Origin of the sequence: uncultured Roseovarius sp. (genome assembly GCF_947489715.1) — a bacterium.
In the GTDB taxonomy this organism is placed as follows: domain Bacteria; phylum Pseudomonadota; class Alphaproteobacteria; order Rhodobacterales; family Rhodobacteraceae; genus Roseovarius.
Genome location: NZ_CANLER010000006.1, coordinates 229,697 through 251,435 on the forward strand (window position 1 = coordinate 229,697; position 21,739 = coordinate 251,435).

The following is a 21,739-nucleotide window of genomic DNA, read 5'->3' on the forward strand; positions in this document are numbered from 1 at the left end:
CTCGTTGCCCGCGGGAATCCGCCAGCAAGGAACCATTTAATGGTTAATAAAGGCGGAATTATGCTCGAAATGTCATATCGCTGCCGCAAATCTGCCGAAAACGCAGTCGCAAAATCAATCTAAAGTTGCGTGAAGTCGTAGGCGCGGCAAAGACCTGCCCAAAGCAGCCGCAAAATTTACGTTGAACCGCCGACGCATACATTAAGCACTGGCGCGCCGAGCTTAACTTCTGCGGATTGGGGCAGCTTTCTGATCTCGGATCGACATCACCTCAGAACAGAAAATCGTCTGCTCCCAACTGGCCGCGCCAGACGCCGGAAAGCAAGATGGAGTCACCCCCGCCCGTGTCAATCAACACGCCGCCGGCGGTGTTCGTCGCCGCCGCCGTGACATCGGCAAAATCGTTCAGCGCGCTGACCCCGCGCAGGTCAATGAATTCAAGCGCACTGCCGGTGAAAAAATCCGCGATCCGATCATTGCCGTGACCATCGGCAAAGACAAACGTATCGGCAAACTCATTGCCTGCCAGTACATCGTTACCGGCCCCGCCCTCCAGCGTGTCGCGGCGATTGCCACCTCGCAGCAGGTCGTTGCCGCTGCCACCCTCCAGCGTGTCCTCGCCATCATGACCGCTCAACGTGTCGTTGCCGGACATGCCCCGCAGCAGATCATTGCCCACATCGCCGGCCAGACGGTCATTCCCGGTACCGCCGTTCAGCGTATCATTGCCGGATTTGCCATTCAGCCGATCATGCCCGCCCTCGCCCGACAACATGTCATTTCCACCCTGGCCGATAAAGCGCTCACTGACATTGCTGCCCTCGAACCGGTCGTTGCCGCTGCCGCCGATCACCCGTTCAACGCTGATCAGACGGTCGCCTTCCCCCTGCCCACCCGAAACCCTAGAAGAATCCGACAGATCAAACACGATCGCCGCCTTCGAACGGCTGTAATCGGCGGTATCAAGCCCGCTGCCGCCGTTCATGACATCCGCACCAGAGCCGCCGATCAAAACGTCATTCCCGGTGCCGCCATTCAGGCGGTCCGCCTGAGCGCCGCCAAACAAACTGTCCGCACCGCTGACACCGCTCAACACATCGGCACCGTCGTCGCCAACCAACCGGTCACTCCCGCTGCCACCAACCAGAGTATCCGCACCAGCATTGCCTTTCAGAACGTCAGCCCCTCCATTTCCGTTCAGCTTCTCGTCACTATTGGATCCGAAAATAACGTTTCTGCGCACCGTGCCGTTCACGATAAGACCATCCACACCGGTGAGAATTCTAAACGTCCCACTACCTTCTAGATTATAAACCGGGTCGATATTATCCTGGGCGCCATAAATCCGCTTGATGCCGTTGATGTCATCTCTGCCCAACCGGGATGCCGAGATGTTTGCTGTCATCACGGTGTCGGAAGAACTGTGCCCCAGACCCAAGGCATGACCCAGTTCATGCAACACAAGGCCCCGAAACTGTTCGCGATCGGTATTGAAAGATTTGGATGTGTCCAACAGCACATCTCCGGCAATGCCTGAATTGCCATTGGTTGGAAAAAAGGCATAGCCGATTATGCGTCCGGGAATCTCGCCAAAGAAAATACGGATGTCAGGCGCTGATGACGCTCCGGCTGCCCCGCCTTTATCCTCTAGCTGAATGAACTCGATATTGCCGTGGCGCGACCATTCGTCAAAGGCGTCCCGGATCACCTTGCGATAATCAAACTTAAGAAAACTCTCGCCCCGCACCGAGGATCCGCCAACGCCGGGAAAACGTGCGACGCTCTCGCCCGCGCCCGCAAGGCTCCACGTGACAACACCGCCGCTGGTCCCAAGCGCGCCTTGCCCCCATTTGGTTCCGATAATGTTTGGCATTCCATCCACTCCAAACCCGGTGAGTGGATGGTATAGCATTTACGATATGCGCGCTAGAATTAGCCTTGGGCCTGGACAGGTTTCAGTGCTTTGGCCGGTCTCGCGCCCCGCATAGGGATCGGGGACAGCTTAGAAAAGAAAGTCGTCGGCCGCCAACTGGCCGCGCCAGACACCTGACAGCAGAATGGAATCGCCCCCGCCCGTATCAATCAGCACGCCGCCTGCGGTGTTCGTCGCCGCGGCCGTGACATCGGCAAAATCGTTCAGCGCGCTGACCCCGCGCAGGTCGATCACCTCGAACGTGCCGGCGGTGTTAAAATCCACGATCCGGTCGTCACCATGACCATCGGCAAAGATGAAAGTATCGGCGAATTCGTTGCCTTCCAGCACGTCGTCGCCGGTCCCGCCTTCCAGCGTATCGCGCCGGTTTCCGCCGCGCAGCAGATCGTCGCCATCGCCGCCTTCCAGCGTATCCTCACCGCCCTGACCGCTCAGCGTGTCGTTGCCGGTCTCACCCTGCAACAGGTCATTGCCAAAATCTCCGGCCAGACGGTCATTCCCGCTGCCGCCGTTCAGCGTATCACTGCCGGTCTGGCCGTTCAGCCGGTCATGACCACCACCGCCCGACAGGATATCGCCACCAGCCCCACCGATGAACCGCTCGTTGGCGCCACTGCCCTCGAGCGTGTCGTTGCCACTACCACTGATGACGCGCTCGATGCTGATCAGACGATCACCTTCCGCCTGTCCGCCCGAGGCCCGGGAGGAGCTTGCCAGATCGAACGAGATCGCCGCCTTCGACCGGCTGTAATCCACCGTATCAAGCCCCCCGCCGCCGTTCAGAATATCCGCACCGGTTCCCCCGATCAGAACGTCATTCCCACTGCCGCCACGCAGATCATCGGCACCTGTGCCGCCTATCAAGCGGTCGGAATGGCCACCGCCATCCATCGTGTCAGGCCCTACGGTTCCAATGATGGTGTTTTTGAATCCGTTGCCCTTTGCAACCAGATCGTTGTCTACAGCGCGCATCCTGTGAACGCCGCCACCTTTGATCGCCAGGATCGGCTCAACATCGGGATCGCCATAGATCTGGCGAATTCCATTACGGTCATCCCGTTGCAACGTGGTAAGATCCAGAAACGATGTCATTATCGAGTTTCTTTCCACATGCCCCAGACCTAGGGCGTGGCCGATCTCATGCAGGACAAGCCCCTTGAACATCGTACGGTCGTAATTGTACTCGGAACGCACATCCAGCAGGATGTCCCCGGCAATGGGGTGGCTGCCGAACGGGTAGAAACCCTGGCCAAGCGTATTTCCCGGAATATGCCCAAAAAAGAAACTGATATCGCCGCCACCGCTGAATCCCGCGCCTGCGCCCTGATCGGGAACCTGGCGGAACTTGATATCTGCGTATTTCGACCACTCGGCCAGCGCATCGGCGATAACGGCCTTGAAATTGAAATTCAGAAAGCTTCTGCCCTCAACCGAGCGCCAGAGGTTACCGTTGCCGTCGACCGGTGACTTATAGAAATCATAAATATATCTGTTTGCGCCCGCGACGCTCCAGGTGACCGTTCCGCCCGAGGTCCCAAGCGCGGAACTTCCCCATTTGTATCCTGATATATTAGGCAACTCGTACACTCCGTTTTGTCGTACAGAGGGAATATTTAAATGTGTATCGGAACGCCAGTCCAATTCGCGCAAAACGGGTGGAAACAGCGTGTTTCGCCCCCTTGCCCGCACCCTGCCACTGGCTTAAAAGCTGCAGGCGATCAATCAAAAGGCTGCCCCATGCTTGACCTGACCTATGAAAGCCCGAAACCCCGTGTCATCGCCGGTGCCAAGCATGATTGGGAACTGGTAATCGGCATGGAAGTGCATGCTCAGGTCTCCTCGAATGCCAAGCTGTTTTCCGGCGCCTCCACGCGCTTCGGGGCCGAGCCGAACTCAAATGTCGCATTCGTCGACGCCGCCATGCCCGGCATGTTGCCGGTGATCAATGAATATTGTGTTGAACAGGCTGTGCGCACCGGTCTTGGCCTGAAGGCCGAAATCAACCTGAAATCCGCCTTTGACCGCAAGAATTACTTCTATCCCGACCTGCCGCAGGGCTATCAGATTTCCCAGCTTTATGAACCGCTGGTGGGCGAAGGCGAAATTCTGGTGGATATGGAATCGGGCATCGCTCGTCTGGTCCGGGTCGAGCGTATTCACATGGAACAGGACGCCGGCAAATCCATCCACGACATGGACCCGAACATGTCATTCGTCGATCTCAACCGCACCGGCGTGGCGCTGATGGAAATCGTCAGCCGCCCCGACATCCGCGGCCCGGAAGAGGCCGCCGCCTATGTCACCAAGCTGCGCCAGATCCTGCGCTACCTAGGCACCTGTGACGGCAACATGCAAAACGGCAACCTGCGCGCTGACGTGAACGTCTCGATCTGTCAGGCCGGCCAGTACGAGAAATACCGCGAGAGCGGTGATTTCTCGCATCTGGGCACCCGCTGCGAAATCAAGAACATGAACTCCATGCGGTTCATTCAGGCCGCCATCGAATACGAGGCGCGTCGCCAGATCGGCATTGTCGAAGGCGGCGGAAAAGTGGTGCAGGAAACCCGGCTTTACGATCCGGACAAGAATGAAACCCGTTCGATGCGGTCAAAGGAAGAGGCGCATGACTACCGCTATTTCCCCGACCCCGATCTGCTGCCGCTGGAGATCGAACAGGCATGGGTCGATGACATCGCTGCCTCCCTGCCCGAGCTTCCGGATGAGAAAAAAGCGCGTTTCGTCACCGAATTCGGCCTCAGCGAATATGACGCCTCCGTTCTGACCGCCGACGTGGCCAATGCCGCCTATTTCGAGGCGGCCGCACAGGGCCGCGACGGCAAACTGACCGCCAACTGGGTCATCAACGAGCTTTTTGGCCGTTTGAAAAAAGACGATACCGATATCACCGCCAGCCCGGTCAGCCCGGCGCATCTGGGTGGGATCATTGATCTGATCGCCTCGGATGCCATCTCCGGCAAGATCGCCAAGGATGTCTTTGAAATCTGCTACACCACCGGGCGCGACCCGTCCGAGATTGTCGAAACCGAAGGCATGAAACAGGTCACCGATACCGGCGCGATCGAAGCTGCCGTCGACCAGATCATCGCCGACAACCCTGCCCAGGTGGAAAAGGCGCAGGCCAATCCCAAACTCGCGGGCTGGTTCGTGGGTCAGGTGATGAAAGCCACCGGCGGCAAGGCCAACCCCAAGGCCGTCAACCAGATCGTCAGCGCCAAGCTGGGTCTCTGACAACTCGGGGATTGTGCGCGACGCCGGACACCCGGCAGCCACCAACAACGCGCGGCATCAATGGGCCGCGCGCACCGACCAGCCCCAGAACCGCGTCATCATCAGCACACCGGCCACTGCAAGCCCGATGGCCAGCCCCAGCCAGATGCCGACGCCGCCCATCCCCCAGATGAAGCCCAGGAAATAGCTGGTCGGTATCCCGATTAGCCAGTATCCGACAAACGCGATCATCATCGGCACTTTGGTATCCTGCAATCCGCGCAACAAGCCCAGCGCCATGATCTGCGCCGCATCCACCAGTTGGAACAGCGCCGCCGCCGCCAGCAGACCGACCCCGATGGCGATGACGCCCGCGCGGTCCGGTTCATCCGGATGCATGAAAAGACCGATCAGGAATTCCGGTACCGTCAGGAATACGACGACCGTCACGAGCGCCGTCAGAATGGACATCGCGATCACCACCTTGGCCCCATCGCGCAGCCCGCGATTGTCTTTGCGCTCGAACGCCTGTGCCGCCCGCACCGTGGCCGCATTGGACAGCCCGATATGGATCATGAACACCGCCGAGGTTACCTGCAACGCCGCACCATGTGCCGCCAGCGGCAGCGTCCCTAGCCAGCCCATCATCACCGATGACGCCGCGAACAAAGCCACCTCGGACAGATTGGTCAACCCGATCGGCCAGCCCAGGCGAAAGACCTGCGGCAATGCCTCCCAATCCGGGCGCCACAGCCGCTGGAAGAGGGCGAATTGCGGCGTGACCCACACCACATAGAGCACCAGCACGATCAACGACGCGGTACTGACCGTCAATGACGCGATTGCCGCCCCGCGAATGCCAAGCTCAGGAAAGCCCCAATTGCCGAAAATCAGCAGGTAATTGACACCGATATTCAGAAAAACCGCCGCGACCGTAACCCAAAGCACGATCTGTGTCCGCTCCAGCGCCGCCAGAAAGGATTTCAGCACCATCACCAGCAGCGCGGGCAGGATCGACCAGCCCACGATGGTCAGGTAATCGGCTGCCAAAGCGGAGGTTTCCGGATCCTGCCGCAGGCCCAGAAACAGCGCTTCGGACCAGATCGTGAGCGGCAGGATTGCGACGCCGAAGATCACCGACGCCCACATGCCCATGCGCGTGACCCGGCGCACCTGCGTGTCGTCACCCGCTGAATTTGCCGCCGCCACCATCGGCATCACCGCAAAGGCAAAGCCCGATCCGACGATGAACAAAACGAACCACAGGGTGCCGCCCAGAACCTCGGCCGCCAGCGCCTCGACCGAGTACCAGCCCAGCATCACCGCATCGCTCAACGTCACGGCAAACTGCGCCAGATGGCTGCCGATCAGGGGCAGGCCAAGGCTAAGGACACGCTTTGCGTGATGGAGATATCCCGAGGGCTGTTGCATGGCCCCGCACTACGCCGGGGCCACAGCATTGGCAAGGCACAACAAGCCGCCTTTCGGCAAAGAGCGGCTTAGAAACACCGGTCAGTAAGGTAACGGAATCACCGCTGTTTTCGCTGATCCGGATGTAGCGCCGTGCCAAGGATATGTTCAGACTGGTGCACCACGTGCTGCGCGGTGCTGACGATCTGCGGATCAGCCGGTTGCGCGATTTCAAAATCCTTGCCCGGATAGTCCAGTGAACTCAGGAAATGCAGCATACAGTTCAAGCGCGCGCGCTTCTTGTCGTTGGATTTGATCACCGTCCAGGGGGCATCGGCGGTGTCAGTGTAAAAGAACATCGCCTCTTTTGCTTCGGTGTAATCATCCCATTTCCCAAGGCTCTGCTTGTCAATTGGGCTCAGCTTCCATTGCTTCAGCGGGTCGGTGGCGCGGCTGTCAAAGCGGCGTTTCTGCTCGTCCTGGGTGACCGAAAACCAGTATTTGTAAAGCCTGATCCCCGACCGCACCAGCATCCGCTCCAACTCGGGCGTCTGACGCATAAATTCCAGATATTCAGTCGGCTCGCAAAATCCCATCACCCGCTCGACGCCGGCCCGGTTATACCAGGACCGGTCATAGAAAACCATTTCGCCCTTGGTGGGTAAGTGATTGACATATCGTTGGAAAAACCACTGCCCACGCTCTTCGTCGGTGGGTTTGTTCAGCGCCACCACACGGGCCTGTCGCGGGTTGAGATGCTCGGTAAAGCGCTTGATCGTCCCCCCCTTGCCCGCCGCATCGCGCCCTTCAAACAGCAACACGAATTTCTGACCGGTCTCCTGCGCCCAGTGCTGAACCTTCAGCAGTTCGGCCTGAATCTTGGCCTTCTGTTCCTCATAAGGGCGACGACCCAGCTTGGTGTCATAAGGGTATTTGCCGTTCTCAAATGCCTCGCGCAAACTTGCCACGGCTTCCGGTTCTGGCTGCGGTTCTGGCTGGGCCTCCGGCACCTTTGCTGCGGGGCTTGCTGAATTGGATTTCACGGTGGTTTCTGTCATTTGGCGCCTCCTTCACTTGTCCACGCCCAAGGATAAGGCACCGGCAGGAATTTACCTTGATCAGGGTCAAACAATGACCGCCTTCCACCTCCAGGATGCGCGGAACCTGCCGCCGTGCTGACTTCTTTGACCTCGATCAACGCAAGGTCAGGCCAAGATTGTCCAGATACGACTCCACAGCTCGGAGGAATGACTCATGCCCGCGGATATGGTGACCGGTGCGGTCGTCTGGCACGATCTGCACACCCCAGACCCAGATGGCGCGCGCCGCTTTTTCAGTGCCCTTTTTGGCTGGTCATACTCCGTTGAACACAGCACCAATCTGGTCTGGACAGGCCGCGAAGCAGATTACGCGCTGATCGTTGCCGACGGCACTGCGCATGGCGGGATTGTCGAAACCGGTCCTCAAAATCCAGCCCGATGGCTGGGCTTCGTTTCCGTCGATGATGTCGACCGCGCGACCGACCGGGCGATCACATCTGGCGGCCATATCGAAAAGTCGCCCTTTGATGTTCCGGGCGTAGGCCGAAGCTCGGTCCTGAAAGACCCTGAAGGCGGCACGATTTGTCCCTTCAAGGCAAGCCACGCCTACGCACCCGCCACCAGTGTTTTTGCCAGCAACCTGTTGCACGGCGAAAATGCGGCAAACACCAAGGAGTTCTACAAGGTCGTGTGCCACTGGCAGGTCGCGACACCAAGCACCAAGACGCAAACAGGCGTCTTGAAATTTCAAACGGCTCAGGGGGCGTTGGCCGCCCTGGTCCTGCCCCGCCGGATCACGGCAATTGCCGAAGCCGGGTGGGTACCGCTTATTGCCTCGTCCGATGTCGAGGCATCAATAGCGAAGGCCATGACCCTGGGCGCACGCCCCGTCCTGCCTTGCACAAGGGTCAAAAATATCGGGGATGTCGCGGCGATGCTGGACCCATGCGGGGCCGCCTTTGGCATATTGTGTGCACTCTAGGCACCGCGCTTGCCGATCAGCTTGTAGAAATCAATGCGTCCAGGCACCACGACGATTGGTGGCGAAATTTTCACCATACCCGCCGGGACGGATATTGGGTTTGCGCAACTTGGGATCCTGCACCACGGCATCGATGCCATTTTCTTCGGCATATTCCAGCGCCGCCTCTTTCGAAGAGAAACGCAACCGAACCTGCGCCTGCATGTCCGATGACGATGTCCATCCCATCAGCGGATCAACACTGCGCGCCTCATCCGCTGCATATTCCAGCACCCAGTGCTTGGACTTGGCTGTTCCGGACTGCATGGCATTTCGGGCTGGCTTGTAGATGCGGGCGGGCATGGGCAATTCTCCTGAATTCCCTTGTGTTATCCCAAAATCAACTCAGCGCGGCAAGTGGACAAATGATACCAATTGATCGCAATCCCCGGATTATCGCTTCAAACCCAGGGCCTGGCCCAAATACTTCCAGGGAAAGCGCCGCGCATGATCGCGTTCAAATTCCAGTTGATCCCGTTTGGCGATCAGTTGATCAACTTTGGTGTTGGGCACTGTCCCCATCTCGATAAAGGATTGCGCCGCGCAAAACTGGAAAAGCGTAGAGATTGCCATATCCGGGTCGGACGCATAGTCGTAATCGAACCCGTGCGACGCAAGAAACGACCCTATTTTTGCAATGGCCGCAGGGTCGATATCATCCAGATAGGCGACCACATCCTTGTCTGTCGGGAAAGACAGATCATAGTTGACGCCAAGCTCGTCTTTGAGAAATATGTAATCGTCCTTGTCGACCACCACCCCAAACATCGCATGATCAAGCTTCCCGTCCTTGTCGAAAATTTCCGACAGGTGGAAAAAGAAATTGAGATGTGCCTGAAATACTGCCCCACCACCGGCGCGATACGGGTAAAGACAATTGTGCCGGTAGAGGATCTTGGTCGCCTGTTCCGATAGCGACTTGTTGACATGAGTTCCGTCAACACAAAGCTGGCCCCTGTCGACACCGATCAGATCACAGAAAAACGAAATGATATCACCGCCATGCTGGCGCTTATCCTCGTATTTCACGACACGGACATTATCCGTTCCGAAGACATTCGCCAGCCTTACATACCGGCCGCGAATGTCCCGGTTGCCCGTATGGAACGGATCTGTCTCCCCGTATTTCAGCACTTCCTGATACACACTGGCTTGCCAGTTCAGTGGCTCGCGCACAAACATCAGCACGTTGATTTCATCCGCCGCACGCAGCAAATGTTCGCGCAATGCGGCCAACGAATGCTCCGGAAAGGCTGAAACCTCCTCGCCCGACAGGATCAACTGCTGCAGGTCGCCCTCAAGGGCCTGATCAAGCCTTTGGACCAGTCGCAGGGCCTCCGCCTGCATCTCAGCTTCGGACAGGCCCATACGCTTCTGATGATCCGCCGCAAGATCGCGATCAAAGATGATCTGAAGCGGGATACTGTGATTGCAATCGCCCAGATCCGCATAACGCGTCATCCCATCGTCATAGCCGTCGAACGCTTCCTGTATCGCCGACGACCCCGTCTTGTGGATGCCAACATGTAAGACACATTTCATCTGTCAGTCTTTCATCTTTGCCGCCATGGACGAAAGCAGCCCGAGTTCAAACGCGTTATCCGGGAATCAGCGCTGCACGGCAAGATGCCAGTTGGCGGCGATAATCCCATGACGCGACCCGACCTGCGCGATCCTATCCTGACAGTTAATGTCATCAGGCACCTAGAATTTGCCCCGGACAACCCGGGGGGCTTGAAGTCAGCGCGCAAGCGATCAAATGTGGCACAAAGGATCGCACCCCATGCCCTACGCCCATTCCGACAAGACCGATACCCTGATGCATGCCGCGGCACCAGACGTGCGCGAACGGCTGAAGCTGGAAGGCGGCAAGAGCTTCGTCATTGAGACCGAGTTTCAGCCCGCTGGGGATCAGCCGACCGCGATTGCCGAACTGTCTCAGGGCGTCAACGAGGGCGAACAGGATCAGGTTCTGCTGGGTGCCACCGGTACGGGCAAGACCTACACGATGGCCAAGGTGATCGCGGAAACCCAGCGGCCCGCCATCATCCTCGCCCCCAATAAAACCCTGGCCGCGCAACTATACGGGGAATTCAAAGGATTTTTTCCCCATAACGCGGTCGAGTATTTCGTCAGCTATTACGACTACTACCAGCCCGAGGCCTACGTGGCGCGGTCCGACACCTACATCGAAAAAGAAAGCCAGATCAACGAACAGATCGACCGCATGCGCCACTCGGCCACACGCGCGCTGCTGGAACGCGATGACGTGATCATCGTCGCCTCGGTCAGCTGCATCTATGGTATCGGCTCGGTCGAAACCTACGGGGCGATGACCCAGGACCTGAAAGTCGGCAGCGATTATGACCAGCGCAAGGTCATGGCCGATCTGGTGGCGCAACAATATCGACGCAACGATCAGGCGTTTCAGCGCGGCAGCTTTCGCGTCAGGGGTGATAGTCTCGAAATTTTCCCTGCGCACCTCGAGGATCGCGCGTGGAAGTTGAGTTTCTTCGGAGAAGAACTTGAATCTATTACAGAATTTGATCCATTGACCGGAGAAAAGACTGACAGTTTCGAACATATCCGCGTTTACGCCAATAGCCACTACGTGACCCCCAAACCAACGATGCAGCAGGCCATTATCGGCATAAAGCAAGAGTTGAGGATCAGGCTGGATCAGCTTGTTTCTGAAGGAAAATTACTCGAAGCGCAACGGCTGGAACAGCGCACAAATTTCGACCTGGAAATGCTCGAAGCCACCGGCGTCTGCAACGGGATCGAAAATTACTCGCGCTACCTGACCGGTCGCGCCCCCGGAGAGCCGCCACCGACGCTTTTTGAGTTCATACCAGACAATGCGATCGTTTTTGCTGACGAATCTCATGTCTCGGTACCGCAAATCGGCGGAATGTATAAGGGCGACTACCGGCGCAAATTCACCCTGGCTGAACACGGGTTTCGCCTGCCCAGTTGCATGGATAACCGCCCCCTCAAGTTCGAGGAATGGGATGCGATGCGCCCGCAATCGGTCTTCGTCTCGGCTACCCCCGCCAAGTGGGAAATTGAGCAGACCGGCGGCGTATTCGTCGAACAGGTGATCCGCCCCACCGGCCTGCTGGACCCGATGGTCGAAATCCGCCCGGTTGAAATGCAGGTGGATGATCTGCTGGACGAAGTGCGCAAGGTGGCCGCCGATGGTTACCGCACGCTGGTCACGACCCTGACCAAGCGCATGGCCGAAGATCTGACCGAATACATGCACGAACAGGGCATCCGCGTGCGCTACATGCATTCCGACATCGACACGCTGGAACGTATCGAAATCCTGCGCGACCTGCGCCTTGGCGCCTTTGACGTTCTGATCGGCATCAACCTGCTGCGTGAGGGGCTGGATATCCCCGAATGCGGTTTGGTGGCGATCCTCGATGCCGACAAGGAAGGCTTCTTGCGGTCTGAGACTTCGCTCATCCAGACCATCGGCCGCGCGGCGCGAAATGCCGAAGGCCGGGTGATCATGTATGCTGACCGGATCACCGGCTCGATGGAACGCGCCCTGGGTGAAACCGACCGCCGTCGCGCCAAGCAGATCGCCTATAACGAAGAACACGGGATTACCCCCGCGACCGTGAAGAAGAATGTCGAGGATATTCTGGCGGGGCTCTACAAGGGCGACGTGGACATGAACCGCGTGACCGCCAAGGTCGACAAGCCGTTGCATGGCGGCAACCTACAGGCCCATCTGGACGGGCTGCGCACCGACATGCGCAAAGCCGCCGAAAACCTTGAATTCGAAGAGGCCGCCCGCCTGCGCGATGAAATCAAACGCCTCGAGGCTGTCGATCTTGCCATTGCCGACGACCCCCTCGCCCGGCAATCCGCCATCGAAGCCGCGGGCGCGGCGGCCCAGAAATCCAAGGGCCGTTCAACCGCGGGCAGACCGGGGCAACGCGGCGGGAATGTGAAGCGGCGTAAGAAAAACTAGCGCCGCCTTGGGGCATCGGCGGGGCAACGGGCGGAAATGGGCTGTAAATACGCGGTCTGATGTCCGATCTTGCAGATCATTACAACGACGACAGTGGCGCTCGCGCATCCCTTCCTGACCAGGACCGTTTCGCCAATCGCGACAATGCATTGCGATGGCTTTGATTGTTGTAAAATCGTTTAAAATCAAACGCTAATTTAGGTTAATTTGCACAAAATCCTTGCGAAAACTGGGCGAGTTGACAGATAATATCAACAACTCAACGTCGAACTGAACACGCAAGAGATCGGGGTAGCCGAACCAATGATCTGTAAATCCATGAAATTCGCCGCAGCGCTCGCTCTGGGCCTTGGCATCGGGTCGGTCCAGGCGGCCACCTACACCTATGACTTGTCGGACCATTCCAATTCTTCCGCCTCGGCCAAATACGATTACGGGCTTCGGCTGGATAATTACGGCGGCAAATTCTTCTCATTCGAGAATGGCGCGTCGGCGCAGCTGATCTATGACAGTGTCGCCAGGACGGTCAATATTGTCGGCACGATGATCCGCAGCCATGGCAACGGTGTGCTTGGACGCAGCCTGTGGAATATCAACTACACCATCAGCGGTGTCGAAGATCGCGGCAATGGCACATTTGTTGATACCTCGGGCACGGGCACGGGTTTGATTTCGTCCACCGCAAGCGCCGCCGCATATGCGCTCGGCTCGAATACGAACAAATGGGGTAAATATTTCGCATTGCTGGATGATGGCGCGCGCATGGCGGACGCCCCGGGTACCGGTATGGTCGGGCGCGGCTGGGTCAAAAGAACCAATTGCTGCAATGAATTCCTGTTCGTCGCAACCAAGGCGGCACCATCGGGCGGCGCCTCGCTTACCCGGTTGTCGAACGCGGGTGCAGATGGCGCAGCCGCAGTTCCTCTGCCCGCTGCGGCCTGGATGTTGCTCTCGGGAGTTTTGGGACTTGGCGTGGTATCCCGTCGCTGCCGTCGCGGCTGAAACACTTAAGAACTGAAATTTCGAGGCGTGGCGTAGCGATGTGCCGCACCTCTTTCTTTTTGTGCACAAACAGTGCCGAGCGCCCGTCCGCGCACCGCCCGCCCTGTTAACCCGGCGATTTCCCGAGATCCGCACCGACGTAATACCGACAAAATACCGACGTTATACCGACATCGGTTTTTCAGCAATTTCAGCGAATTAACCACGATTCGAAGGCTTATGCAGATTTGGGGCGCGAACCGGCATCCCCAGCACCCCAAACCCCTGCCTTTAGCCACAGAGCATTCAGTCGTAATTTTCGCCACCAAGTGACGATAAATCGCATATCCTCTTTCAATATCAGTCAAGAATGGGCTGAAACAGCCAGCAACCGGGGAGGTGGCGATGGGAGACGTTCAGACATACCAAATGCTGATTGGAGGAGAGTGGGTCGCGGCCTCGGATGGTGGCATGTTTGACAGCCAGAACCCGACCACGGGCGAGGTTTGGTCCCGCGTACCCGAGGCGACCGAGGAAGATGTCGACCGTGCCGTACGCGCCGCCCATGACGCCTTCACCACCGGCCCCTGGGCAAGGATGACCCCCAGCGAACGCGGCAAGCATCTGAGAAGATTGGCAGAATTACTGGCGGACAAATCCGAAGACCTGGGCCGGATCGAAACCATCGACACCGGCAAGATGCTGAAAGAAACCCGCTGGCAGGCAAAATACATCGCCGAGTTCTTTCAGTTCTACGCGGGATGCGCCGACAAGATCAGCGGCGAGACACTGCCCATCGACAAGCCTGACCTGTTTGTATTCACCAAGCGCGAACCGCTGGGCGTTGTGGCCGCAGTGGTGCCGTGGAACTCGCAACTGTTCCTGGTCGCCGTCAAGATCGGCCCGGCCTTGGCAGCGGGCAATACCGTTGTGTTGAAGGCATCGGAACATGCCAGCGCCGCAATGCTCGAATTCGGACGCCTGATCGAAGAAGCAGGCTTTCCCCCCGGTGTCGTCAACATCGTCACCGGTCACGGCGATCCCTGCGGCCGGGCCCTGACCGGGCATAAATTGGTGGCGCGGATTTCCTTTACAGGTGGCCCCGGCGCCGCACGTCATGTCCTTGAAAACTCAAAAAATAACTTCGCCGAAGTGTCTTTGGAACTGGGTGGAAAATCTCCCTTTATCGTCTTTGACGACGCCAATATCGAAAGCGCGGTCAATGCCTCGATCGCGGGTATCTTCGGGGCGACCGGGCAAAGCTGCGTCGCCGGATCACGGCTTTATCTGCACGAGGATATCGCCGATGAATTCCTCGACCGCATGGTGGCGCAGGCACGCAAAATCATGATTGGTGATCCGCTGTTAGAGGAAACCCAGATGGGACCTTTGTGCACGGTCGGTCAGCGCGACCATATCGAGGCCGAGATTGCCCATGCGGTCAGCGAAGGCGCCAACGTGCTGACCGGCGGCAAACGGCCCGAGGGCGCAGAAGGGCTCTTCTTTGAACCGACCATTCTGGCCTGCCCGCGGCAGGATCTACGCATCGTCGACACCGAACTTTTCGGCCCGGTTCTCTGCGCGCAACGGTTCAAGACCGAGGAAGAGGTGATTGAGCTGGCCAATGATACCGAACACGGGCTCGCCGCAGGTATTTTCACCCGTGACAGCGCGCGCAGCCTGCGCATGGCCGATGCGGTACGCGCCGGGATCGTCTGGGTGAATACCTATCGCGTTGTGTCTCCGATCGCCGAATTTGGCGGCGTCAAAGGGTCTGGTTACGGCCGTGAAAGCGGGTTTCAGGCGATGTATGACTACACCCGCCCCAAGACAGTGTGGATGAACACATCGGACGCGCCAATGGCCAATCCGTTCGTGATGCGCTGAGAGGGTCGCAAGATGAAATTTCAACTGGCAATTAACCTTGAGCGTATGGACGACCACGCCGATATGAATGCCATCGCACGGCACACTCTTGATATGGTGCAGATGGCGGAACAGGGCGGTTTCAACATCGTCTGGGCGGCAGAACATCACGCGCTGGAAATGACCATCGCACCCAACCCTTTCCAGATATTAACCTGGTGGGCACAACATACCGACCAGATCCGGTTGGGCACGGCGGTGGCGACGGCAGCTTACTGGCACCCGATCAACCTGGCGGGTGAGGCTGCCATGCTGGACCTGATCAGCGGCGGGAGGTTGGAATTCGGTATCGGATCAGGGGCATACCAGCGAGAGTTCGACCGGATGCGCCCCGGATTGAAGCAATCGGACGCATGGCGATACATGCAGGAAATGCTGCCCGTGGTGCGCGCGCTTTGGCAGGGTGATGTGGCCCATGACGGTGAATTCTGGCAGTTCCCGAGCGCGACTTCCTGCCCCAAGCCGCTGCAGCCGGAAGTACCTGTCTGGGTCGCGGCGCGCTCGCCCATCACCTATGACTACGCCCTGCGGGAGAAATGCCATGTAATGAGCTGGCCCCTCACCCGACCGTTTTCCGAGGCAGAATTATACAAAAAACACCTGGATGAGGCAGTTATCAAGGCAGATAACGGGTTTAGCCCCATTTTTGCGATGATGCGCCATGCGGCGGTTTACGATAACGAAGCCGACAGGCAAAAAGCGCTGGATGCGATCCGGCTGGTCCTGGGGCAGTTCGAAAATCTCTTCCGAAATGCCGGAGATGTCGACAATGGATTTCCGAAACAGATCCCGTTGGAAGAGCTTGCCGGACGGGAACAGTATGATCCGGCGATGCTAGAGGAAAACCTGCTGTTTGGATCGCCCGACCAAGTGATCGCAAAACTGAAACGGTATGAGGCGCTTGGGGTAGATGAATTCATCTACTACGCCTCGATGGGTTTGGATATGGATACGCAAAAGCGGTCAATGAAACTGTTCTGCGAAGAAGTAATTCCGGCATTTTAACAAAGGGTTATGAACATGTCTGAAAGTGGCGTGAAGGTCGTCCGCAACGGCCACGTGATGGAAGTGACACTGGACCGGCCAAAGGTTAACGCGATTGACGTGCCCACAAGCCAGGCGCTAGCCGCGGCATTCCAGGAATTGCACGAAGACAAGGAATTGCGTTGCGCCATTCTGACCGGCGGGGGTGACAAAATTTTCTCGGCCGGGTGGGACCTGAAGGCGCTGAACGCCGGTGAGATGAGCCTGGATAACTGGTGGGAAGCGGATGAATATGGCTTTGGAGGCTTCACCGGCCTGACGGAAAACTGGGCGTTGAACAAGCCGGTGATCGCCGCAATCAACGGGCTCGCAATCGGCGGCGGCTTTGAGATGGCGATGGGCTGCGACCTGTTGATCGCCGCTGAACATGTAGAGTTTGGCCTGCCTGAAATGCCATTGGGGATCGTGCCCGATGCGGGGGCCTTGCAACGCCTGCCGCGACGTATTCCGCATAACATCGCGATGGAGATGTTCCTTTTAGGTCGCCGGATGACAGCACAGGAAGCGGCGCATTATGGCCTTGTAAACAAGGTGGTTCCCGCCGATCAGCTGATGGATGCGGCGCGCGAATGGGCGGCCTCGATCGCATGGTCGGCACCATTGGCGATGCAGTCCGTGAAGGAGGTGCAGCGCGAGATTGAATGCGTGCCATTGGAGCAGGCGTTCCACAAGATGCGCTCCGATCCGATGCCAACCTATCGCAAGATGCTGAAATCAGATGATGCCGCCGAAGGGGTCGCCGCGTTTGTGGAGAAACGCGAACCCAACTTCAAGGGAGAGTAGGCCATGTATCCGGATCCAAATTCCGTCACCCGTGTCACCACCATAGGTGCCGGGCCGATTGGTGCTGGTTGGGCGGCGCATTTTCTGGCGCGGGGGTATGATGTGACGGCCTACATTCACGACCCGTCGGAACGGGTTGGTTTTGACGCGATCGTGCATACGGCATGGATCAGCCTGACGGGCTTGGGATTGGCCGACGGCGCATCCCGGGATCGGTTAACGGTTGTTTCAGACTTGAATAAAGCCGTTCAAGATGCTGAATTTATACAAGAAAGCTCTCCTGAGAGGCTGGAGTTGAAACAAGCGCTCTACGCCCAACTGGGCGAGATCGTGCCGCGCGAGGTGGTGATCGCCTCGTCAACCTCGGGTCTGATGATGACGGACATCCAGGCGATCTGCCCAACGCCCGAACGAACGGTGATCGGGCATCCGTTCAACCCGCCCTACCTGTTGCCATTGGTTGAAATCATCGGGGGAAAACAAACACTTCCCGAGGCCGTGACATGGGTGCGGGATTTCTATGAGGTGGCCGGAAAAGCGCCGCTGGTGATGAAAAAAGAGATCCCCGGATTTGTCGCCACGCGGTTGCAGGAGGCGTTGTGGCGCGAGGCGCTGCACATGGTAGCAAATGGCGAGGCCACACCGGAAGATATTGATATTGCTTTGAAAAATGGCCCCGCGCCACGAATGGTCGTGCAAGGGCAGTGCATGGCGTTTCATGTTGCCTGCGGTGAAGGCGGCATGGCAACCAATCTGGACCAGTTCGGACCGGCACTGAAATGGCCCTGGACCCGACTGCAAGCCCCTGAATTAACACAAGAATTACGTGACCGGATGGTGGATGGCTGCAATGAGATCGCCGGCGACAGGCATTTCGAAGAGATGGCCGCAGAAAGGGATCGGAAGATCGTTGCGGTTCTTAACGCATTAAAAAATGATGCGTGAGCATTGACCTGGAAGTTATTTATTTTAAAATATTATTTTTAATACCCTACAACCTTAGCAGAGTGAAGTTGGCAGCGCGTCGTTAATTTCAAGCCGGGCGCAGGTGGCCGTGTTTACTCACCCTATGAGCGGGTTCGAAGTTGCAACTGTGTAAACTGTGTACGCGGATTGTGTACACTTTGGCCTGGCAGCTAGGTGACTGATTTATCGTCGCGCATGCGCTGATTGATCCGGAGCGTTTCGAGATATTTTGACAGCGTGCCCGGCCAGCTGGGCGTTTCGTTCTGCTCGGGCCAGGCCTGACGGTATTCGCTGGGGCGGCGGCCAAAACAGTTCCGGAAAGCGTAGGCAAAATGCGAGAGCGAGTTGAACCCCGACGCGGCGGCGATTTCGCGGACGCCCAGATCGGTTGAGATCAACAGGACGCGGGCATGTTGTAGCCGCAGGATCAAACCGAACTGAACCACGCTACACCCCATCGCGCGGTGGAACTGGCGTTCCAGCTGTCGCTGCGAAATGCCGACCTGTGAAGCGATCTGCGGCACGGGAAGTGGTTCGGAAATATTGGCATCCATCAGTTTGACCGCCGCACTGACAGCGTTGGGCAGCTTGTCCAAACCCAGCCCGTGTGTCTGGCGCTGCGGCGCAGCCTCGGGACGGACAGGATGGTGAATGATATTATCTGCAATCTCGGCCACCAGCGCGTCGCCGTGATCCTGCTGAATGAGGTGCAGCATCAGATCCAGCCCAGCGGTGGACCCGGCGCAGGTGAGGATGCGACCGTCAATCGTGTAAAGCTGCTCGGCGGCCAGCACATCCGGGAAAAGTTCCTGAAATCCCGGCAGATAGGCCCAATGCGTGGTGGCACGACGTCCGCCCAGCAGTCCCGCGCGGGCAAAGACATAGCTGGCCATCTCGACCGCGCAAAGGCGCTGACCCGCCCTTTCCTGCCGCCGCAACCAGCCGATCAGCCGGGCATCGGCGTAATGCTCGGCCCCCCAACTTCCCAGCACCAGCACAAGGTCATCGCGGCTGAGCTTGTCGGGTAACGCCGCACTTTCGACGCTCATCCCGTTGCTGGCGGTGACACTGCCCCCTTCGGCGGAGACATAACTGTGTTCATAAAGCGGATCGGTTGAAAGGTAGTTGGCGATGCGCAGCGGTTCGAGCAGGCTGAGCAGGCTCATCATGTTGAAGCGCGGCAGCAGCACAAAGACGATTTGAGCAGGTGGATCGGGCGTGTCGGTCATGGCGTGAGCATGGTTTCTGCCATTGGGCATCTGATACGATTATTCGCCATCTCTATCATCTTAGCGGCGAATATTCGACACTTTTACATGCGCCGCACCGCAAACTATCCCCAAAAGGGAGGAGTGCACATGAATTTCGATGTGGTGGTGACCTGCGCCGTAACCGGGGCCGGCGATACGACGGGACGCAGCAAACATGTGCCCGTGACGCCCAAGGAAGTGGCCGATGCGGCGATCGAAGCAGCCAAGGCGGGGGCCGCGATTGCGCACCTGCATGTGCGTGATCCCGAGACCGGGCAAGGCTCCCGCGATCCGGCGCTGTTCAAGGAGGCTGTGGGCCGGGTGCGCGACAGCGGCGTGGACGTGGTGATCAACCTGACGGCGGGGATGGGCGGCGACTGGGTGCCGTCGGTCGAGGACCCTGCCCTGCCCGGCCCCGGCACCGATATGATCGGCCCCGAGGAACGGCTGGTGCATATCAGGGAATGCCTGCCCGAAATCTGTTCGCTGGATTGCGGGACGCTGAATTTTGGCGATGGAGACAACATCTATATCTCGACCCCACCGACGCTTCGGCGCATGGCCGAACTGGTCAAGGAATGGGGGGTGAAGCCGGAACTGGAAGTGTTCGAGCTGGGCCACATCCGCTTCGCCAAGGCGATGGTCGAAGAAGGGCTGATCGCAGCACCTCCGATGTTCCAGATTTGCCTGGGCATCCCGTGGGGGGCCGATCAGACGGTCGAAACCATGGCGGCGATGAAGGCGCAACTGCCGGCGGGCGCAAGCTGGGCCAGCTTCGGGATCAGCCGGATGCAGATGCCGATAGCGGCGGCAGCAGTGGCGATGGGTGGCAATGTGCGGGTCGGGCTGGAGGACAACATTTTCCTTGATCGCGGCGTGCTGGCGACCAACGGGCAGCTGGTGACCCGGGTGATCGAGATCATCGAGCGCATGGGCGGTCGGGCCGTGACCCCGCAGGAGGCCCGCAACAAGCTGAAACTGCGCGGCGCCGATGCGTAAAGGAGATGAGCGGTGAGTTTTGATCTGTCCCACGAGGACGCACTGCTGCGCGACACGGTACGCAGTTTCTTTGACGCGGAGGTCATTCCGCATGAGGAAATGGTCGACACCCTGGGCGAGGTGCCCGAGGAGATTGGCCGCGCAATCGAAGCCAAGGGCAAGGAGCTGGGGCTTTATGCGGCGAACCTGCCGGAAAGTGTTGGCGGCGGCGGCCTGACCCATACCCAGATGGCGGTGATCGAGCGCGAATTCGGCCGCACCAGCCATGCGCTGCATTCCTGGATCGCACGCCCGACCGAGCTGCTGCTGGCCTGCGAGGGCGACCAGATCGAGACCTACCTTAAGCCCTGCGTCAGCGGCGAAAAACGCGAGCTGTTCGCGTTGACCGAGCCTGAGGCCGGATCGGATGCGATGGGGATGAAATCGACCGCGAAGTGCGATGGCGAGGACTGGATACTGAACGGGTCCAAGCATTTCATCTCAGCACCGACGATGGCGGATTTCGCGATTGTCTTTGCCGCCACCGGCCTGGACGAGACCCGGCGCGGGCCGCGCAAGCGCGTGACGGCGTTCCTGGTGGATCGCGACATGCAGGGCGTCACCTTTCGCGAGGGCAATAAATGCGTCAGCAACCGCGGCTACAAGACCTACGAGCTGATTTTCGAGGATGTGCGACTGGGCCCGGGTCAGGTGCTGGGCGACGAGGGCAAGGGGTTCGATCTGGCCGGGCAATGGCTGGGCATGGGGCGGATCTGGGTGGGCGCGACATGCTGTGGCAAGGCCGACCGCATGCTGGAGCTGGCGACCGACTGGGCCGCAAGCCGCAAACAGTTCGGCAAACCGATCGGTGCCTTTCAGGCGACCGGTTTCCGGCTGGCGGATATGACCATAGGGCTGCGCACCGCCGATCTGCTGGTGGCAGATGCGGTGCGGCGCGCTGATGCCGGGCATCTGCAGGACGAGGATGCGGCGATGGTCAAGGTCTATTGCTCGGAAATGCTGGGCCGCGTGGCCGATGACACGGTGCAGATTTTCGGCGGCATGGGCCTGATGGAGGAACTGCCGATCCAGCGGCTCTGGCGCGACAGCCGGATCGAGCGGATCTGGGACGGCACCAGCGAAATCCAGCGCCATATCATCACCCGGTCGATCCTGCGGCCCCTTGGGGCCTGA

The 21,739-nt window shown here is 58.6% G+C and carries 17 protein-coding genes; 10 read left to right on the top strand and 7 right to left on the bottom strand.

Annotated features, from left to right (window positions below):
• Positions 1 to 271: 271 nt before the first annotated feature.
• Both Q1B27_RS16175 and Q1B27_RS16180 read right to left on the bottom strand, forming a co-directional pair.
• Positions 272 to 1,873: a matrixin family metalloprotease gene (locus tag Q1B27_RS16175; RefSeq protein ID WP_299848863.1), complete on the bottom strand. Its 1,602-nt coding sequence runs from the start codon at positions 1,871 to 1,873 to the stop codon at positions 272 to 274.
• 129 nt (positions 1,874 to 2,002) lie between these two features.
• A complete protein-coding gene (locus tag Q1B27_RS16180) occupies positions 2,003 to 3,511 on the bottom strand; it encodes a matrixin family metalloprotease (protein WP_299848864.1) in 1,509 nt (502 codons plus the stop codon).
• A 159-nt stretch (positions 3,512 to 3,670) separates the two neighbouring features.
• Here Q1B27_RS16180 and gatB point away from each other — a divergent pair, with 159 nt between their 5' ends.
• The gene (gene gatB / locus Q1B27_RS16185) at positions 3,671 to 5,182 is read left to right on the top strand and encodes an Asp-tRNA(Asn)/Glu-tRNA(Gln) amidotransferase subunit GatB (protein ID WP_299848865.1); all 1,512 of its coding nucleotides are present in this window, start codon (positions 3,671 to 3,673) and stop codon (positions 5,180 to 5,182) included.
• Positions 5,183 to 5,239: 57 nt separating this feature from the next.
• Here the strand turns inward: gatB and Q1B27_RS16190 are convergent, their stop codons facing one another.
• On the bottom strand, positions 5,240 to 6,592 hold the full coding sequence (locus Q1B27_RS16190; protein WP_299848866.1) for an MATE family efflux transporter: 1,353 nt from the start codon (positions 6,590 to 6,592) through the stop codon (positions 5,240 to 5,242).
• Positions 6,593 to 6,690: 98 nt separating this feature from the next.
• On the bottom strand, positions 6,691 to 7,629 hold the full coding sequence (ppk2, locus tag Q1B27_RS16195) for a polyphosphate kinase 2 (RefSeq protein WP_299848867.1): 939 nt from the start codon (positions 7,627 to 7,629) through the stop codon (positions 6,691 to 6,693).
• A gap of 196 nt (positions 7,630 to 7,825) precedes the next feature.
• Between ppk2 and Q1B27_RS16200 the strand changes: the two genes are divergently transcribed.
• Positions 7,826 to 8,593 (top strand): VOC family protein, encoded by a 768-nt coding sequence (locus Q1B27_RS16200; RefSeq protein ID WP_299848868.1) that lies wholly within the window; start codon positions 7,826 to 7,828, stop codon positions 8,591 to 8,593.
• A gap of 30 nt (positions 8,594 to 8,623) precedes the next feature.
• Here the strand turns inward: Q1B27_RS16200 and Q1B27_RS16205 are convergent, their stop codons facing one another.
• Together Q1B27_RS16205 and Q1B27_RS16210 are read right to left on the bottom strand one after the other, a co-directional pair.
• Entirely contained in the window at positions 8,624 to 8,935 is a 312-nt protein-coding gene (locus Q1B27_RS16205; RefSeq protein WP_299848869.1) for an ETC complex I subunit, read from the bottom strand.
• A 90-nt stretch (positions 8,936 to 9,025) separates the two neighbouring features.
• Complete coding sequence (locus tag Q1B27_RS16210) at positions 9,026 to 10,174, bottom strand: hypothetical protein (protein WP_299848870.1); 1,149 nt, start codon at positions 10,172 to 10,174, stop codon at positions 9,026 to 9,028.
• Between the two features lie 241 nt (positions 10,175 to 10,415).
• Here Q1B27_RS16210 and uvrB point away from each other — a divergent pair, with 241 nt between their 5' ends.
• The 6 genes from uvrB (at position 10,416) to Q1B27_RS16240 (ending at position 18,296) form a co-directional block, all read left to right on the top strand.
• Complete coding sequence (gene uvrB, locus Q1B27_RS16215) at positions 10,416 to 12,617, top strand: excinuclease ABC subunit UvrB (protein ID WP_299848871.1); 2,202 nt, start codon at positions 10,416 to 10,418, stop codon at positions 12,615 to 12,617.
• Between the two features lie 318 nt (positions 12,618 to 12,935).
• Positions 12,936 to 13,619, top strand: a complete 684-nt coding sequence (locus tag Q1B27_RS16220; protein WP_299848872.1) for a VPLPA-CTERM sorting domain-containing protein — start codon at positions 12,936 to 12,938, stop codon at positions 13,617 to 13,619.
• Between the two features lie 384 nt (positions 13,620 to 14,003).
• Complete coding sequence (locus Q1B27_RS16225; protein ID WP_299848873.1) at positions 14,004 to 15,485, top strand: aldehyde dehydrogenase; 1,482 nt, start codon at positions 14,004 to 14,006, stop codon at positions 15,483 to 15,485.
• A 12-nt stretch (positions 15,486 to 15,497) separates the two neighbouring features.
• Positions 15,498 to 16,529 (top strand): LLM class flavin-dependent oxidoreductase, encoded by a 1,032-nt coding sequence (locus Q1B27_RS16230; RefSeq protein ID WP_299848874.1) that lies wholly within the window; start codon positions 15,498 to 15,500, stop codon positions 16,527 to 16,529.
• A 15-nt stretch (positions 16,530 to 16,544) separates the two neighbouring features.
• Entirely contained in the window at positions 16,545 to 17,351 is an 807-nt protein-coding gene (locus tag Q1B27_RS16235; RefSeq protein WP_299848875.1) for a carnitinyl-CoA dehydratase, read from the top strand.
• A gap of 3 nt (positions 17,352 to 17,354) precedes the next feature.
• Positions 17,355 to 18,296, top strand: coding sequence for a 3-hydroxyacyl-CoA dehydrogenase NAD-binding domain-containing protein (locus Q1B27_RS16240; protein WP_299848876.1), 942 nt, complete (start codon positions 17,355 to 17,357; stop codon positions 18,294 to 18,296).
• A 191-nt stretch (positions 18,297 to 18,487) separates the two neighbouring features.
• On the opposite strand, the gene Q1B27_RS16245 is transcribed toward Q1B27_RS16240, so the two are convergent.
• Complete coding sequence (locus Q1B27_RS16245; RefSeq protein ID WP_299848877.1) at positions 18,488 to 19,546, bottom strand: GlxA family transcriptional regulator; 1,059 nt, start codon at positions 19,544 to 19,546, stop codon at positions 18,488 to 18,490.
• Between the two features lie 129 nt (positions 19,547 to 19,675).
• On the opposite strand from Q1B27_RS16245, the gene Q1B27_RS16250 reads away from it, so the two are divergent.
• Together Q1B27_RS16250 and Q1B27_RS16255 are read left to right on the top strand one after the other, a co-directional pair.
• Positions 19,676 to 20,566: a 3-keto-5-aminohexanoate cleavage protein gene (locus Q1B27_RS16250; RefSeq protein WP_299848878.1), complete on the top strand. Its 891-nt coding sequence runs from the start codon at positions 19,676 to 19,678 to the stop codon at positions 20,564 to 20,566.
• Positions 20,567 to 20,578: 12 nt separating this feature from the next.
• A complete protein-coding gene (locus Q1B27_RS16255) occupies positions 20,579 to 21,739 on the top strand; it encodes an acyl-CoA dehydrogenase family protein (RefSeq protein WP_299848879.1) in 1,161 nt (386 codons plus the stop codon).

Coding starts and splice junctions, on each gene's coding strand:
- Q1B27_RS16175 (WP_299848863.1), bottom strand. CDS start 1,873: ATGCCAAACATTATCGGAACCAAATGGGGGCAAGGCGCGCTTGGGACC.
- gatB (WP_299848865.1), top strand. CDS start 3,671: ATGCTTGACCTGACCTATGAAAGCCCGAAACCCCGTGTCATCGCCGGT.
- Q1B27_RS16190 (WP_299848866.1), bottom strand. CDS start 6,592: ATGCAACAGCCCTCGGGATATCTCCATCACGCAAAGCGTGTCCTTAGC.
- ppk2 (WP_299848867.1), bottom strand. CDS start 7,629: ATGACAGAAACCACCGTGAAATCCAATTCAGCAAGCCCCGCAGCAAAG.
- Q1B27_RS16200 (WP_299848868.1), top strand. CDS start 7,826: ATGCCCGCGGATATGGTGACCGGTGCGGTCGTCTGGCACGATCTGCAC.
- Q1B27_RS16205 (WP_299848869.1), bottom strand. CDS start 8,935: ATGCCCGCCCGCATCTACAAGCCAGCCCGAAATGCCATGCAGTCCGGA.
- Q1B27_RS16210 (WP_299848870.1), bottom strand. CDS start 10,174: ATGAAATGTGTCTTACATGTTGGCATCCACAAGACGGGGTCGTCGGCG.
- uvrB (WP_299848871.1), top strand. CDS start 10,416: ATGCCCTACGCCCATTCCGACAAGACCGATACCCTGATGCATGCCGCG.
- Q1B27_RS16220 (WP_299848872.1), top strand. CDS start 12,936: ATGAAATTCGCCGCAGCGCTCGCTCTGGGCCTTGGCATCGGGTCGGTC.
- Q1B27_RS16225 (WP_299848873.1), top strand. CDS start 14,004: ATGGGAGACGTTCAGACATACCAAATGCTGATTGGAGGAGAGTGGGTC.
- Q1B27_RS16230 (WP_299848874.1), top strand. CDS start 15,498: ATGAAATTTCAACTGGCAATTAACCTTGAGCGTATGGACGACCACGCC.
- Q1B27_RS16235 (WP_299848875.1), top strand. CDS start 16,545: ATGTCTGAAAGTGGCGTGAAGGTCGTCCGCAACGGCCACGTGATGGAA.
- Q1B27_RS16240 (WP_299848876.1), top strand. CDS start 17,355: ATGTATCCGGATCCAAATTCCGTCACCCGTGTCACCACCATAGGTGCC.
- Q1B27_RS16245 (WP_299848877.1), bottom strand. CDS start 19,546: ATGACCGACACGCCCGATCCACCTGCTCAAATCGTCTTTGTGCTGCTG.
- Q1B27_RS16250 (WP_299848878.1), top strand. CDS start 19,676: ATGAATTTCGATGTGGTGGTGACCTGCGCCGTAACCGGGGCCGGCGAT.